The organism is Aliivibrio sifiae, assembly GCF_002954705.1.
GTDB lineage: Bacteria > Pseudomonadota > Gammaproteobacteria > Enterobacterales > Vibrionaceae > Aliivibrio > Aliivibrio sifiae_A.
Map to the genome: position 1 here is coordinate 673,950 of NZ_MSCO01000002.1, position 15,945 is coordinate 689,894.

Here is a 15,945-nt window from a genome sequence, read left to right on the forward strand (position 1 = left end):
AATTGTTGGATAATCAGAAAAAGTAATCAGTCTTTGATACATAACTTCTGATGATTCAATATTTGGTTTGTTATAAAAAAGAACAGCAAGGACGATTAAGAAAATAATGCATATTGGGAAAGCAAAATATTTATTATAGACTTCACGATCATTCATGATTAAAGATCCAAGCTAGAAGCAATCGAAACAGGAGAGCATTCAACAGTATGAACAAATACTTCTTTATTTAGCGATTGAAGCTTATCAAAACAAGAACGCGCGTCCTCAAGTAGAAACAACTTAGCTCCAGACAAACACCAAGCAGTAAGAACTCTATTTTTCTTTCCAAAACCAGAAAAGAAACGAAGACCTCTAGATGTATTCACCATGATTACTTTTGATGAGTAAACGAATTTGCGAACACTTGGATGTTCTTCGGTTGTTTCTACTAATTTCCTAACAGTTATTGTTGTCATGATTAAACCCCGTAACAGATTGTGTAAGTTTGGAGGCCCAGCTCAACCGAGTAGTTACGGTACAGAGCCAAGCCGAGCCAAATAAAAACCGAAACGCTGAATGTTGACAAGATTGTGTTTGCGAATCGGCAATAACCAGATTTGGTTAGTAGATTAAACACCAAAGTTGGTTAGCGCAAGACACCAAAACTGGTTAGTAATGAGCTATTATTAGGGAAACGGAGGATTTGCCATGTATCAAAATGAACTGTTAGATGCCTACAAAAAGGCGCAGAGCTACGTACAAGACAAGCAAATAGCTATGGATATGAACATTCCACAGCAAAGAATTACTGATTTCAGAAAAGAAAGACGCCATCTATCTGATTCACAAGCTATTTTTCTTGCTCAAGGTGCAAATATTGAACCTGAATTAGCATTACTAGGTTGTCAGGCAGATCGAAATGAAAATCCCATAATCAAAAGCATGTGGGAAAGCATTGCAAAAAAGTTGAATAGCCACGGATTACAAAGAATATCAATGGCTTGTGGCGGTTTAGCGATGTGGGTCGGCACCCCTAAAGAAGCCATGGCCAAGTGCGCATTATATATCTTATGTTAAATATGGTTTGCGTGGCTAGATAATATCTATATATATGCTTCCCCATTCTCTATTTCATCTATCTATTTAACCGTAATAGTATTTACCATAAAATAGCTAATAATCATTAAATAATACTTCGTATTTATCCATTGATTATTAGCGTTCATTTAACTCTTTAAATTAACCGCCAGCAAGTTTAACGGTATGGCCTTGCTTAGTTAAAAAGTCTTTAATCTTTTCACGGTTATCACCTTGGATTTCAATGTCGCCATCTTTTATAGCACCGCCACAACCGCATACTTTTTTAAGTTGTGCGGCCAGAAGTTTAAGCTCTGTGTCTTCCATATCAAGTCCAGTAACTACGCAAACTCCCTTGCCTTTACGGCCTTTGGTTTCACGTTGAATACGAACAATACCATCACCTTTAGGGCGTTCTTTTTTTACTTCTTCTTGTTTAATTCGACCGACATCCGTTGAATATACTAAAGACATAATTAATCTCGTTTTTTTTAATGATGTGGAATTGTAAATTATTTTTCGTGTTTATCCAAAAACCTTTTTATTGCAGGTAATGAGCCCTTGGCTAATTTTCCATGATATAAACAATACCAATTCTTTGCTTCGTCAGTATCATTTTTAATAGCAAAGCCTTTGTATTCTTCAACTTGGCTTTTACTTTTTTGCTCATTAACTGCAGTTTCGCCCATATCACCGAACTCTTTAGGCTCAATGATCGATCCGGTATCGTTCCACCAATCTATGCTTTTTTTTACTGCACTTAAGTGACCATGTAATACTTTGTTTTTTATCAATACTTTCCAATCATCAGGAATGTCTGTTTTATTCTCAATAAAGAATCCTCTGTATAATGATTTCTTCATACTTATTACTCTTTGTTGTGTCCTGATTACTAGTACTAGGTTCAATTATTTCATTCTTTTATACTAGTTAAAAACTTAAGTTTCGTGATCTTATGTCAATTTTATTATGGTATAGTTTAGCGTATAAAGCTAAGTTATGGTGCATTAGAATGGTAAAAGACATATTCCTTTCAACTGAATTAGATATTGGGACATTAGAGGCTCATTTGAGCAAACGGTATTCACATAATAGCTTGCTTTCATTTAAAAATGATTGGAATAACTTTGTTCTATTTTGTCAGTTACATCATGTAGTTGCTCTGCCCGCCTCTACAACAGCAATTAGAATCTTTATAGAGAAACAAGCAAAAGAAAAAAAACTTGCCTCGATTAAACGTTCACTCGTTTCCATCTCAAATATACACACTGCATTTGATTTTAAAGACCCAACCAAAACCGCACAGGTAAAAGTCGCTTTAGGTAAAATCCGTTTAGATAAAAAAGATGACAACAAGCAGACTGAAGGTATTACAGTGCAGATGCTTGATAAGTTAGAAGCTTTGCTTTTTCATTCTATTGAGCTAAAAGATATTCGTGACTTGTGTATTTGGCATTTAATGTTTGAATTATTACTAAAGCGTGGAGAACTCCGAGATTTACAATTGGATGATGTGTGCTTCGATGAATCTAACAATGGAATGATAAAATTACAGCAATGTTATTACCCACTCTCAGAAAGCACAAACCACCTTCTTTCCAATTGGATTGATGCATCACAAATAAGGAATGGGTATTTATTTAGAGCGATTGATCGTCACCAAAACGTATCAGATAAGCATTTAAACGATTCGTCAATTTATCGTGTTTTCCGCCGTGCAAATGAATTACTGAATTTAGACATTCAGTTTTCAGGATTATCTGCACGTGTAGGAGCAACCAAAGAACTTGCTAAAAGTGGTTATTCAATCCATGAGATCCAAGAAATGGGGCGCTGGGTAAGTCCTGCGATGCCAAACCAATATATAGGTAATATTGAACGCTCTGAGAGGCAAAAGTCGCGTTTTAAAACTAAAAAAGCCTGATTAAGTATCAGGCTTTAACTATAATTAAAGCAAATTAGTCTTATTTTATTGCGTTTAAAATCGCTTTTTCTAAGAAAGTTTTGAAGCAATCACCGTTATGTTCTAATAATTTCGGGAACATAGAAATCGGCGTCATCCCTGGGAAGGTATTCACTTCATTCAAGAATATTTCGTTATCTTCAGTTAAAAAGAAATCAATACGAGATAAATCTTTTAATTTCATTTTAGTGAAGACTTTCTGGCTGTACTTATTAATAAGAGTTACTTGCTCATCAGATAAGTTAGTTGCTGTTAAGCTTGTTGTTGAATGACTGCCACTGCCATATTTCTCATCATACGTATAGAATGCGCCATCAGGAGCCATTACTTCACCTGGAGGTGTTGTGAATAACTGCCCATCAATTTCATAAGCGGCAACTTCCAACTCTCTTGGTTTTATTGCTTTTTCAACTAATACTTGGTGAGAATAACCAAATGCATCATCGATTGCTTGTGATAGTTCACATTCAGAAGTTACCTTGTAACAACCAACTGACGAACCTTGGCAAGCCGCTTTAACAAACAACCCGCCCCATTTCTTAAATGCTGCTAATGCCGAGCTATGTGTCTCTTCATTATTTTCAGTTAAGAATAAATAAGGCGTATTTGGAATACTAAGTGCATCATACCAAAGCTTAGATGTGATCTTATTAAAACTGTTCGTACTTGATTCTGCGTCACAACCTAAATAAGGAATGCCAAACATATCAAGCATTGATTGAATGTCACCAGTTTCCCCCGGATAGCCATGAATACAAGGAATAACATAATCAACCAATCCCAAATTATCATCACCACAAAGTAATGATTTATCAGAGCGTAACTCATGTTTTAAACCTGATTCAATATGGTACCAAGCGCCATCTTTGATTTCTAGATGCGTAATTTGAAAGGTATTTAATTCTGAAAGTTGTTGAGAAATGTATTTTGAAGAAACCAATGAAACTTCGTGTTCAGTACCACTACCGCCACAAAGTAAAAGGATATGAGTCATAATATTCACTATAAAAATCAATCGGTGTACTTAGTGCACACCGATTCAATATTAATTTAATTTATGTAGCTCAGGGTTATCTGAACTTTTAATGCTATTAATGCTGCGGACAAACGGGCCATATGCTTGGATGTCTGCTGGCAATTGTTTAATTGCTTCACGAGCTTCTGCTGGCGTAGCGAAATCACCGTATAAAATAGTATACCAAGGCATATTATTTACTGTTTTACGGTTCATCCATACAGGCTGTTCACCTGCAAGTTTTTCTGCATAAGCAGTAAGATCTGTTTTACGGCTTAATGCTAAAATTTGTAATGTGTAACCATAACGGCTATGCATTTCTTGTTGTTTTTGCGTTGGCGGTAAGATCTTAATTGCAGCATCAGATTCAGCAACGGTTGTTGTCTCTTCTGGTGTTAATTTAACGACTGGTTTTTCTGCATCAATTTGCTCAACTACAGCAATTTCAGTTTCTTGGAAAGTAGTGTCTTCTTGCTCAATAGGTTGAGTTACTTGATACACTTCTTCCGAAGATTCTGCCGTAATGTTTGTGGTATACGAACTGCTTGAACATCCTGCTAGCAGTGCGGTTAACGTAATAGGAATGATTCTTTTCATTTTTAATTCACAATTTATAGTCCTGCTGATTTCCTAATTCTGCACCTGATATAACTGACAATCAAGTCTTTAGCCTTGTAACTGTTCAATTACTCCAGAATTTATACTCAATAAGCGATAAATGATGTGTTTTTGTGCGCTAGCTTTTGTTTATATTACTCCAAAGAGCCAAATTATTTGATCTCGGCTATCTTATTCTTATATAAGGATTAAGGGAGTCACAATGTCTGATTTGAAAACACTGTTACGGCCTCGCTCTATTGCGGTAATTGGCGCATCAATCCATCCAGATCGAGCTGGGCATATTGTTATGCGTAATCTACTTGATGGGGAGTTTGATGGTCCTATAATGCCAGTCCATCCACATTATCATTCTATTTGTGGAATATTAGCGTATAACGACATTGAATCACTTCCAATTACTCCTGATTTTGCAATCTTGTGTACTCCAGCAAGAGAGAATATAAAGATACTTGAACAATTAGGAGAGAAAGGCGTCAAGCTTGCCATTATTCTCTCCTCTGATATGAATTTGCATTGTAGTGGTATTGGAGAACCCTTACCTTACGAAGCTGCTCGTATTGCAACTAAATATAAAATGCGTATTTTAGGACCGAACAGTCTTGGTATCATCCTTCCTTGGGTTAATCTTAATGCCTCTTTTTCACCTATTAATGCGAATAAAGGGAACATTGCTTTTATTTCACAATCCGCAGCAGTTTGTACCACTATCTTAGATTGGGCTAAAGAAAAAGAAATTGGGTTTTCAGCCTTTGTTTCTCTTGGTGATGGGATTGATATTGATTTTAGTGAATTACTCGATACCTTATGCACTGATTCTAAAACCGATGCTATTTTACTTTATATTGATTCAATAAAAGATGCGCGTCGCTTCATGTCTGCAGCAAGAGCTGCAGCTCGAAATCGACGAATTCTAGTTGTAAAAAGCGGCCGCTCTATTGCAGGAAGTAAGGCTGCGCAACTGCATACCAATGGTGAAATAAGTTTAGATGCTGTTTATGATTCAGCAATAAGACGGGCTGGGATGCTAAGAGTATCTAATACACATGAATTATTTGCTGCAGTAGAAACCCTTGCTCATCCCATACCTTTTCGAGGGCGTCGTTTAGCCATCGTTACAAACGGTGGCGGACCTGCAATCATGGCCGTTGATAGTTTAATGCAACAAGGTGGGAAATTAACACAATTAACAGAATTATTAATTGAGCAACTTAATCAAAAATTACCACAAAATTGGTCGCATTCAAATCCTATTGATATTGGCGGTGATGCTGATGCACAGCGTTATTGTGATGCCGTCAATGCTCTATTAGGCAGTGACGATTGTGATGCGATCTTAATAATGCACAGCCCTTCAGCAATATCTAATGCAGCGAGAACTGCCTCAAAACTGATCGAATTAATTAAAAACCATAAACGAAAATCAAAGTTTACTATATTGACTAATTGGTCTGGAGAAACCTCTTCAAAAGAAGCGCGATTAAGCTTTACTCAAGCAGGAATCCCTACTTATCGAACACCAGAAAGTTCGGTATCTGCTTTTCTGCATTTAGTGGAATATCACCGAAATCAAAAACTATTAATAGAAACCCCCGTTTCCTCTGGTCATATTAATAAACATGATGCGCAAATGGCAAGAGAATGGCTAGATGATTGTGTGTCTCACGATCTTGTTGAATTAGACACGCATGAAACACAAGCACTTTATTCGTGTTATGGGTTTAAAACTCTAGATACTTGGATTACAGAAGAACCGGTCGAAACTGGCTATATTTCTGAAAGTATTGGCTATCCCGTTGCAGTCAAGCTTCGTTCACCTGATATTGCTCATAAATCTGATGTTCAAGGGGTAATGCTCAACCTAAATACTAAAGAAGAAGTCATCTCAGCTGCACAGTCTATTGTTGATCGTGTTTCTCTAAGTTATCCAGCAGCAAGAATCTCTGGGCTTAGTGTACAAAAGATGGCTCAACGAGCAGGATCACAAGAATTGAGAATTAAAGTGTGTCAAGATCCCGTCTTTGGTCCTGTGATCTTGTTGGGTGAAGGTGGATCCGAGTGGGATCTCAATAATAATGCTGCTGTAGCCTTACCACCACTGAACATGGCACTTGCTGAAAATCTAATAAAATACGCAATTAAAGAAAATATAATTCAAAACAGAAACTCTCCAACTAAGATGAGTCTATTTGATTTGAGTGCCTTTCTTGTGCGTCTTTCCCAAATGATACTTGATTGTCCTGAGATCGTTGAGCTTGATATTCATCCATTGCTCATTTCTGGTATGGACCTCACTATTATTGATTCATCAATGAAGGTACAACACTTTACGGGAGATATTCATAAACGTTTAGCGATTCGTCCTTACCCTAATGAACTCGAAGAGCTTACATTGTTAAAAGACAGCAGCACGATATTATTGCGCCCTATTCTTCCCGAAGATGAACCAAAACACGCTGATTTTATTTCTCAAGTATCACATGAAGATTTGTATAAACGATTCTTCTCTGATGTTGGGGAGTTTAATCACGAAGCGTTAGCAAACTTTACGCAAATTGATTACGATCGTGAAATGGCTTTTGTCGCGACAAAACAAATTGATGGCGAAGAGGTAATATTGGCAGTCGCACGTGCATTATCTGACCCTAATAATAACAATACTGAGTTTGCTGTATTAGTTAGATCGGATCTAAAAGGATTAGGCTTAGGCAAAATTCTGATGGATAAAATCATCCGCTACTGCCGTGAGCAAGGCATTAAAGTAATGACTGGAATGACAATGCCATCAAATCAAGGAATGATAGGTTTAGCTCAACACTTTGGCTTTGATATTGATGTTCAAATGGCAGATGGTGTTGTAGAGATGTACCTTCGATTAAATGATTAATCTTAAATAAAAAAACCAAGATAAACATATGATTTATCTTGGTTTATATATAGATATAAAGTGTTTAAAAAAGGGTTATCTATATTATTTAGATTGCTCAGATTTTTCTTTTTTTACCATAATTGCACCAGCAATAACGAATGCAACTAACAATAAAATTTCCATTAACCTATCCTAATTAAGTGTAAAATAATCAACCTGCTTAATATACCATCAATAAAAATAAGTTAAATAGATTTAATTCAACTTTGTAAACATTTTTTCACTATTATGAAAAACGTATTGACCTTTACCTGCAAGTTTTGCTTGATACATAGCACTATCTGCTTCTTTTAATAGACAATCGACCCCTTTTTCATCGCTATATTTCGCAATAGTCATGCCGATACTTGCACCAACAGACAATCTATTATCTTGATAATAAATAGGTTGTTTAATTGATTCTATAACTCGATTTGATAATTCAATAAGTTGAGTTTCATTAACAACTGAATTTATAAAAAGAACAAATTCATCCCCTGCTAATCGGCACGCTAGGCCTTTTTCTTTTATAGAGTGATCAAGACGTTTTGCGATCGCTTTTAGTACTTCATCTCCCGCATCATGGCCGTAAGTATCATTCACATCTTTAAATCCATCTAAATCTAAATAGCACAAGCCAATATGCCCTATTGACTCTTGATTCATCGTGATGATTTTATTTGCTGTTTGATAAAATTTAGAACGATTAGGCAAACCTGTTAATGTGTCATGATGCGCTAAGTAATCAAGTCGTTCTTTTTCTTTAGAATCAAATAAGCTCGTAAAGATGAAAATGTAACTCTCTTCTCCATACTGCTCTTCATCAATAATTTTACTTGCTTTGATATACAAGGGAACCTCGTCACCTTGCTTATCTTTTTCTAATACCTCCCCATGCCATTGTTCAAAACGATAAATCGATTCTGTTATCAATTCCTTGGACATCGTAAAGTGGTGGCCATCAAATAACTCTTGCATCGATAAATTAATCAATTCTTCTGGTTCATAACCAAAAATTTCTGTAAACGCAGGGTTAATTAACGTTAAGTTGCCTGATGAATCAAAAATTAGCACACCATCTTGGCTATTTTTAAATACATTAGCAGCCAATTTTTGCTGAGTTCTACTTTTAACTGATTCAGTCACATCAACGACTGAGAATAATAATTGGTCTTTGTTTGATAACACTTTAGCTGTAATTTGTAATGCATAATTATCAAGTGTTTTTACGAGTAAATCGTCCACTTCATTAAATGTTTGAAGAATACCGGATAACGTATTTTTTTCTAACGGATTTAAAATATCCAGAAAAGAAACATCAACTCTATTCTCTCTCGTTAATCTAGGAAATAATTTTTTAGAGGCATCATTAGAAAGAAGGACTTTTCCTTCCTTATCAACAACAAAAAGTCCATGCTGAACTGCTGCAATAATTTGCTTTCCAAAATCTCGTTCGTGTTCAACTTTATTAAAAACAAAGCGTAGCTGATTTTGACGCTCTTCTAATCTATCAGCCATTCTATTAAATGAGAATGTAAGATCACCTAACTCATCTTTAGTCATTACTTCTGGACGTTGATTAAATTCACCACGTTCAATAATCCCTCTCATTGCGTGATTAAGGTTTGTTACGGGTGTCGTAATCAAATGTCTAATTTTTGATATGAAGAAATAACAGAATACGATAATGAGGCAACATAAAATAAAGGTTACCTGTAAGGCTTGTCTACTTGTCGTATCCAACTCTGATTTTGAGACAATTAACCGTATCTGAGCGACTTTTTTATTCCCTAGCTTGACTGGCATGAGTACATAAATGGCAGACTGACCAACGGCATAACCCTCCGCTATTATTTTTTTTTGTAATACCATATTAGGTTCTTTAATTACTGCCTCATTTTTACGAAATTCTGCGAATAACGAACCCTCTTTTTTAATTAAAAGCGCTTGTAAAATTTCATCATCAACACTAAAAGCATGTAGAATTTCCGTTGCTAGTACTTTGTCATTACTCAATAAAGAGGATTGCAAATTAATACTGACACCGTTAGATAACACTTTAACTCTATTTATCAGGTTCTTTTTTTGAGTATCATAAGTCGATATGTAATTATACCCTTGCAGCATAATGAATAGACTGGCGGTAAATACGATAATTGGCAGGGATAACCGCCTCCGTAGCGATACTTTTTCTATCCATTTCATTAATATTCCCTTCTAATAACAGGTAAATTATCTAAATGCATCAACATTTATGCTTTAGGAATAATATTTAATGGCATCGTAATTTATAAGAAGCCCCATCGAATCTAAAGATGCGCTATTTGATATAGCCAGCGAGGCTAATGAACAACAGTATAGCTAAAAACATCCCATACGGTTCATTTGATTTTAAGTAATTAATTGACAAAGTGATCGCTGTAACAGTTATCTTTTTATCAATTACCATTAATTTCTTGAATGTTTTATATCGAACTTAAAACAATGATAATGAAGAGATGTTTATCTTTCGAATACGATATCCTTTATCACTAACTAACTTATTTTGAGCGTAACTATGAAACAAACTATTAGTGTTCTACTCCTACTACTCTTTTCTTCGTTTAGTCTTGCTAAAAGCGTTGAAAAATATTATCAAGAGCACCAACCAAAGCGTTGCGAAACTCTCAATAGAACCCTTACTCACGTGAATAAATTACTTAGCTTTAGCGAAGGAAAAGAATACAAAGAGAGACTTAAAGAGAAAAAGGCATTAAAGAAATTACGAAAAGAAAAAAGTTGCTAATAAGAAAGCCAACAGACATGTTGGCTTTAAATTCTTTAAAAGATATGATTATTTTGCTTTTGGTCTAAAAGGTTTAATCACTTCTTCGTTACACTCAAGAAATGGACCTTCCATTAAATCAATACAATATGGGATAGCAGGGAAAACAGCATCTAAACATTCACGGATTGACTTTGGCTTACCTGGTAAATTGACGATTAATGAATCTTTACGTAAACCAGCCGTCTGGCGAGACAAGATAGCTGTTGGTACAAACTTTAGAGATTCAGCTCGCATTAACTCACCAAAACCAGGCATCATACGATCACACACTGCTTCTGTTGCTTCCGGTGTAACATCACGCTTTGCCGGACCAGTGCCACCAGTAGTTACCACTAAACAGCAACCTTTATCATCTGTTAGTTCAATCAGCGCCTTTTCAATCACATCTTGTTCATCTGGGATAACTACGTACTCTGGTTCCCATTCTGACGTTAAATAATCATTCAGTGTTGCAATGATTGCTGGGCCTGAAATATCTTCGTAGATACCAACACTTGCACGATCACTAACTGTTACGATGCCAATTTTTGCTTTTTTAGTCATAATGAATTCTTATTTAAGTAAGGTGCCCCATTATTACAGATTTAGTATTCGTAAGCCATATTGACTGAGACACCATAAGTTGAATCTACTGAATAGATTGCAGCTAAATCTAAATGAAACATATTCAATGGCGAAAAGCCAATACCTGCCGTAAATGCATCATCATATGTACCTGCTAGATCTTTCTTAAAACCACCACGTAATTGAATTTGATATAATAGGTCAAACTCAGCACCAATTCTTAGCATCTGCATATTATCGTTTAATTCAACAAAACGTTCTTGTTCATTAAGATCAACGTCAGCGGTCAAAATAAAGTAGTTCGTCATAAAGGCAATACCAGCGGTATAAATTGGTTCCATATTATAAGTATATTGAGTAATACGAGTTTGTTTTCCAGGTCCACCAGTATAACTAGGATCACCAACAAGTTTACCTATTTCAGCGTCAGATAAACCTACCGTTATTGATGATTCTTTTGTCTTAATTTCTTGAGATATTAAATTTTTACCTGCAAGAGCAAAGCGCCACGGCCCATGAAACCATACAGTACCAACATCAAAATTAAGGTTAGTTTCACCTGTTTCATAATTATCTGTGATATCTTTAAATTTAAAGTCGACAGCTGATGCACTGTAATTAAAAGTGTAACTTTGCTGAATTTTTGGCGTGATGCCGATAGTTAAATTTTGACCTAAGAAATTAGTATAACCTGCAAAAGCTACCCCAATTTCTGTAATACCAATAGCAGCAGAATCGACTGTTGCATATGATATATCAAGAACATTCGCTAATGCAGGATCCGGTAAAGCACCATAAGATTGACTTTCTACATCAGCGATAGCAACAGATTCCAATGAAGCTTTTGCATAAAAGTTCATAGATAAATAACGGTTAGGGATAGCTATTGCAATTGCAGTCCCCATTTGAATTTGTGCGGTATCTTCAGACAAATCAGACAGTGCTTTTGTTGCTCCAGGAACGTCTATCTTATCGTAAGCGTTTATTAAGCTATCAAGATCATCAATCATGTTGTCTTTATCAACAACTTGAAGACCAAAACTTGGCAGTAAAAGACCTACATCATCTTTACGACTATAAATAGCAATTAATGCGGGGTTATAAAAGACACCAGTAAGATAATCGGCAGATGCTGTACCTGCACTACCCATCGCATCAATACGACCATCAACACTAAAGTTAGTTGCTAATGCTGGTGAAGAAGCGGCTGTTGCACATGAAAGTAAGCCAATTTTTATCCACTGTTTCATTTTTTATAAGCCTAATAAAGATAGTTAACTCTTTATCGACTCTAGCCATCGTAACTTTAGAGGAATTTAAACATTTATATTAATATTTAAAATAGATAAGGAAGATACAAATAAATGATGAATGGATATAAAAAACCGAGATACTAAGATCTCGGTTTCATATTATTTCTTCGCTTTCTCAGCTATTTCTGCTCGTATTTGCTCTGAAATCATTTTAATTGCTTCACCACTACTAACACCTTGACGCATTAGTTCTTGGATTTTTTCTACCGCTTGTTGTTGCTCTTCATGAGTTAACGTTGGTAAATCTAACATTAGTTGCTCTCTACATTTTCTGATGCATCAAAATTGATGACTTTTGTAATTGCTTGTATTTCTTGAATCGAAATGGGCCCTTGAAAACGCTTATGGTTAAATGAAACACTTAAAATGTAGCTTCCAGGTAGTACATTTGTTGACGGTAAACTTTTAGGGAATTTCTCTTCATACTTCTCTTCCCATAACTTTATGTATTCATTGTCTTGATGATCATAAATAGCGACCGACATTTCAGGTAATGGACAATTTGATTTAAGCAGTCCTGTTTGTGTTGTCTTCCACTTTTCTTTACCTAGCCAAGATACTGCCATTTCAGTTTTAGGAGTACTTAATACTATCCATGTTTCCCATTGAGTCTTTTCTTTATCATCAGCGGTAATAATTAACTTATATAGACCATTCTTAACACGGTTATTAAGAGATTCACTCGCGTAGATATATTGTGTTACGGCTTCGTCTTGAGTCGGCACCCGCTTCACTGATGGATTTACCAATAACTCTTCATCTGGCCACTTTATAAAAGAGATGGATGAAATACTTTTTTCACTATCAAATTGGACGATCATTCTATGATGTAATCGACCGGGGCTTTGTATTATAACTCTTTGTACACTCAACGATGTTAGCCATTTAGGGACCACTATTGTTGAAAGATCACGACCACAATTATTTGAAATGGCCAACCCCATGAGCTGATCAATATTTTGAATAATATTGTTATCTGCTGAGCTCTGTAGCACTTCAATTACTGTAGAAAAGCCCTTTAAAGTATTACCTTCAAGGAATTGTTTATGGGCAGTAAAAAGCGCAGACTGTTCATTAAACCAGTCTGCAGAGTTAGCTACCGCTCCATGTATTAAACAAAAAAAGCCAATAATAAAAATGGCAATTTTTTGTGGAAGCTGACGCAATAGCATTATTATGCTTTCATTTTATAGCCAACACCACGCAGTGTCTCTATCTCTATCCCTACAATCTTTTGACGTAATTGAAGGATATGAGTATCAACAGTTCGTGTTGTTGGAAAATGATTATAACCCCATACTTGATCAAGCAATTCATCACGAGTAAATACTTTGCCTAAATTTGTTGCTAAGAAAAGCAATAAATCAAATTCAGTTCTCGTTAACGTGACGCTGTCACCTGAGTTAATAACGTCTCTTGTTGATGTATCTATTGATAAGTTACCTACAACAAGCTTGGTTTTTGCATCATCAGACTCTGGTGAACGTAAGTGCGCTCGTAAACGCGCTAATAATTCAGCTTCAGCAAAAGGCTTTGTTAAGTAATCATTAGCGCCCGAATCAAGACCTGTCACTTTGTCTCTAACCGAAACTAATGCAGTTAATAAAATAACAGGAACATCTTTAATTTGCTTCCATTGAGGTAACCAAGTTAATGAATCACCTTCAGGTAACTGGCGATCGAGAATAACAATATCAGCATCAAGCCATAGACTTGATACATTTGCTGCATTTTCTGAATGAAGGCAATGGTATCCCGCTTCTTCCAAGCTAACGATTAAGCCATCAGCTAAGTTTTTATCGTCTTCAACAAGTAGGATTGTCTGTTTCACAAGGTATCTCCAGTATAAAAGTCGTTGGTGGCCCCTGAAGTGTCATGGTGCCGCCCATTCTTTTGATCATTGATTCTACGATTGTTAGGCCTAAACCTAACCCTGCTTTGCTAACAAAAGGAGTTTTTAGTTCTTTCCAATTTGCTTTTGTTAGTTGTCCGCCATCAATGACTTCAATTTTTAATTTTTTATTATCAACAGTAACACTTAAAATAACGGGTTGAATACCATATTTGTGTGCGTTACTAATCAAGTTGTCTATACAGTTACCCAACCAATAAATGTTTACCTTTATGGCAGAGTCTTTATTTATCTTAAATTGTACTGGTTGGCTGTACTCCATGCATCGGTAACTTAGCCACTCTTCAACCGAAGGGATCCACTCTGTAGCAAACCCTTTATCATCTGATTGTAAATAATCTTTACTTGCTTCGGCCAATTGACGTAACCGTCTAGAATCTTCACATAATCGCCTAAATTCGTCATATAACGATTCAGGTAATGATTCAAATTGTCTTCTGAATCCTTCAACCGTTAGGCCTAAACTTGCAATTGGGGTTCTCAATTCATGCGTTAGTATTTGCAGTACTAACATTCTGCTTTTCATTTCTCTTCGCTTACCGTTCCATTGAGATATCCCCCAACCAACCGCTAAGCATAAATTTACAAAGACTAAAAATAAAACAATGTAGGAGAGCGTTTTAGAGTTACTCTCTTCTTGCCAGCACACATTACCATTTCGAACGTAACAATTGTCACCCTCTTTAAATTCAACCATATCAAGCACAAACTTATCTAAGTTCTTTTGTTTTAAGCTCATTGGATATAAGTAGTATCGACTGCCTTTTCTTATCCATAATAATTTATCAGCGATAATAGTATCTGAACCACTAATAATAGCTCTGATAGCTGTATCATCCATTTCTTGCAAATGATGTAATAATGTTCCTTCTGCACCTAATGTTCGCTCTTTGATGTGCATATAAGGTTCTAACTGACTTAATCTGTTGGGGTGACTCTGAACATAACGATAAGCATAAGTACCACCACCAGGATGGATCATACCAGATCGAGCAAACCAACTTGTTGGTAATTTTATCCCTTTACACAATGCACGGATAAGAACTAAAGGCTCTCCAACGAGCGGACTAACCGGCCATGGTCCAGTACAAGTCTGAGCATTTCGATATAATTGTTGTAATTGATTATAAGGATATGAGGCCGTTTGTGGTAACAGTGTATCGGGAGACAATAATACTGTGGGATATTCTTTTTGTATCAGGCGAATGTCATATATTTCGACAGCTTGCTCTTTTTTAAACGCTTTTTTGAAACTGTCGATTTTTGTAGCTAAGCTCACGGCATGTGAAGAGAAACTTGTCATCAACAACAGAGAAAATAGCAAGCGCTTATCTATCAACAGAAAGTCCTATAAAATACAGTAAAAATAAAGATCACTTTAATCAGTATATTATAAATCAGTTAGAATACGAATAGTTTATGTCACTTCATTGTTACTTTTCCACCAATCATCTTATAAGCAGGAGTGCCTCTTATTAACATCTCTCTGCCAAATACAACACCACACTCAGGACACGAACAGGCCGTGTTGGTATAGTCTTCAACAATACGTTCTATAAAGCACTTAACCAAAGAACCCTTTCCTCCTTTCCTGTATTTATAAAGTAAGGCTTTACATTTAGAACAGTAAATCTGCACCGTTTTTGTTGGGCCTTTTTTATTTGGTTTTGCCATCTATAATTTCAAGCTCTCAGGTTGCTATCAATAAGGACTTTATCTTACACTCAATTCATCTGACTTTTTTGATTTATTGTTTTTATAGGATCTTT

At 35.8% G+C, this 15,945-nt stretch carries 17 protein-coding genes; 4 read left to right on the top strand and 13 right to left on the bottom strand.

The features are described from left to right. Positions 1 to 158 precede the first annotated feature (158 nt). The gene (locus BTO22_RS14115) at positions 159 to 455 is read right to left on the bottom strand and encodes a hypothetical protein (protein ID WP_061030439.1); all 297 of its coding nucleotides are present in this window, start codon (positions 453 to 455) and stop codon (positions 159 to 161) included. A gap of 232 nt (positions 456 to 687) precedes the next feature. Here BTO22_RS14115 and BTO22_RS14120 point away from each other — a divergent pair, with 232 nt between their 5' ends. Further along, a complete protein-coding gene (locus BTO22_RS14120) occupies positions 688 to 1,056 on the top strand; it encodes a DUF3693 domain-containing protein (protein ID WP_105056024.1) in 369 nt (122 codons plus the stop codon). A gap of 162 nt (positions 1,057 to 1,218) precedes the next feature. Here BTO22_RS14120 and yciH read toward each other — a convergent pair whose 3' ends face one another. Then, positions 1,219 to 1,530 (bottom strand): stress response translation initiation inhibitor YciH, encoded by a 312-nt coding sequence (yciH, locus tag BTO22_RS14125; protein WP_105056025.1) that lies wholly within the window; start codon positions 1,528 to 1,530, stop codon positions 1,219 to 1,221. A gap of 38 nt (positions 1,531 to 1,568) precedes the next feature. After that, the gene (locus BTO22_RS14130; protein ID WP_105056026.1) at positions 1,569 to 1,919 is read right to left on the bottom strand and encodes a DUF3319 domain-containing protein; all 351 of its coding nucleotides are present in this window, start codon (positions 1,917 to 1,919) and stop codon (positions 1,569 to 1,571) included. Between the two features lie 149 nt (positions 1,920 to 2,068). Here BTO22_RS14130 and BTO22_RS14135 point away from each other — a divergent pair, with 149 nt between their 5' ends. After that, positions 2,069 to 2,980: a tyrosine-type recombinase/integrase gene (locus BTO22_RS14135; protein ID WP_105056027.1), complete on the top strand. Its 912-nt coding sequence runs from the start codon at positions 2,069 to 2,071 to the stop codon at positions 2,978 to 2,980. 40 nt (positions 2,981 to 3,020) lie between these two features. On the opposite strand, the gene BTO22_RS14140 is transcribed toward BTO22_RS14135, so the two are convergent. Both BTO22_RS14140 and BTO22_RS14145 read right to left on the bottom strand, forming a co-directional pair. Next, positions 3,021 to 4,013, bottom strand: coding sequence for a D-alanine--D-alanine ligase (locus BTO22_RS14140; RefSeq protein ID WP_105056028.1), 993 nt, complete (start codon positions 4,011 to 4,013; stop codon positions 3,021 to 3,023). Between the two features lie 51 nt (positions 4,014 to 4,064). Then, positions 4,065 to 4,631 (bottom strand): SPOR domain-containing protein, encoded by a 567-nt coding sequence (locus BTO22_RS14145; RefSeq protein ID WP_105056029.1) that lies wholly within the window; start codon positions 4,629 to 4,631, stop codon positions 4,065 to 4,067. A 223-nt stretch (positions 4,632 to 4,854) separates the two neighbouring features. Between BTO22_RS14145 and BTO22_RS14150 the strand changes: the two genes are divergently transcribed. Then, positions 4,855 to 7,539 carry a bifunctional acetate--CoA ligase family protein/GNAT family N-acetyltransferase gene (locus tag BTO22_RS14150; RefSeq protein WP_105056030.1) on the top strand — a complete coding sequence of 895 codons (2,685 nt, stop codon included), beginning with the start codon at positions 4,855 to 4,857 and terminating at the stop codon, positions 7,537 to 7,539. 237 nt (positions 7,540 to 7,776) lie between these two features. Here BTO22_RS14150 and BTO22_RS14155 read toward each other — a convergent pair whose 3' ends face one another. After that, complete coding sequence (locus BTO22_RS14155) at positions 7,777 to 9,765, bottom strand: diguanylate cyclase domain-containing protein (protein WP_105056031.1); 1,989 nt, start codon at positions 9,763 to 9,765, stop codon at positions 7,777 to 7,779. 352 nt (positions 9,766 to 10,117) lie between these two features. Here BTO22_RS14155 and BTO22_RS14160 point away from each other — a divergent pair, with 352 nt between their 5' ends. Continuing rightward, a complete protein-coding gene (locus tag BTO22_RS14160) occupies positions 10,118 to 10,345 on the top strand; it encodes a hypothetical protein (protein WP_105056032.1) in 228 nt (75 codons plus the stop codon). A 48-nt stretch (positions 10,346 to 10,393) separates the two neighbouring features. Here the strand turns inward: BTO22_RS14160 and mog are convergent, their stop codons facing one another. The 7 genes from mog to BTO22_RS14195 all read right to left on the bottom strand — a co-directional run bounded on the left by mog (position 10,394) and on the right by BTO22_RS14195 (position 15,850). Beyond that, positions 10,394 to 10,930 carry a molybdopterin adenylyltransferase gene (gene mog / locus BTO22_RS14165; RefSeq protein WP_105056033.1) on the bottom strand — a complete coding sequence of 179 codons (537 nt, stop codon included), beginning with the start codon at positions 10,928 to 10,930 and terminating at the stop codon, positions 10,394 to 10,396. A gap of 41 nt (positions 10,931 to 10,971) precedes the next feature. Then, entirely contained in the window at positions 10,972 to 12,201 is a 1,230-nt protein-coding gene (gene traF, locus BTO22_RS14170) for a conjugal transfer protein TraF (RefSeq protein WP_105056034.1), read from the bottom strand. 162 nt (positions 12,202 to 12,363) lie between these two features. Beyond that, positions 12,364 to 12,516, bottom strand: coding sequence for a YoaH family protein (locus BTO22_RS14175; RefSeq protein WP_081091621.1), 153 nt, complete (start codon positions 12,514 to 12,516; stop codon positions 12,364 to 12,366). Next, positions 12,516 to 13,436 carry a DUF2861 family protein gene (locus BTO22_RS14180; RefSeq protein WP_105056035.1) on the bottom strand — a complete coding sequence of 307 codons (921 nt, stop codon included), beginning with the start codon at positions 13,434 to 13,436 and terminating at the stop codon, positions 12,516 to 12,518. The genes BTO22_RS14175 and BTO22_RS14180 overlap by 1 nt, the downstream gene beginning before the upstream one ends. A 2-nt stretch (positions 13,437 to 13,438) precedes the next feature. Next, positions 13,439 to 14,095 carry a response regulator transcription factor gene (locus BTO22_RS14185; RefSeq protein WP_105056036.1) on the bottom strand — a complete coding sequence of 219 codons (657 nt, stop codon included), beginning with the start codon at positions 14,093 to 14,095 and terminating at the stop codon, positions 13,439 to 13,441. After that, positions 14,070 to 15,479 (bottom strand): sensor histidine kinase VxrA, encoded by a 1,410-nt coding sequence (gene vxrA / locus BTO22_RS14190; RefSeq protein ID WP_181044687.1) that lies wholly within the window; start codon positions 15,477 to 15,479, stop codon positions 14,070 to 14,072. Before vxrA ends, BTO22_RS14185 begins: the two co-directional genes overlap by 26 nt. A 119-nt stretch (positions 15,480 to 15,598) precedes the next feature. Beyond that, on the bottom strand, positions 15,599 to 15,850 hold the full coding sequence (locus BTO22_RS14195) for a hypothetical protein (protein WP_105056038.1): 252 nt from the start codon (positions 15,848 to 15,850) through the stop codon (positions 15,599 to 15,601). Between the last annotated feature and the right edge of the window lie 95 nt (positions 15,851 to 15,945).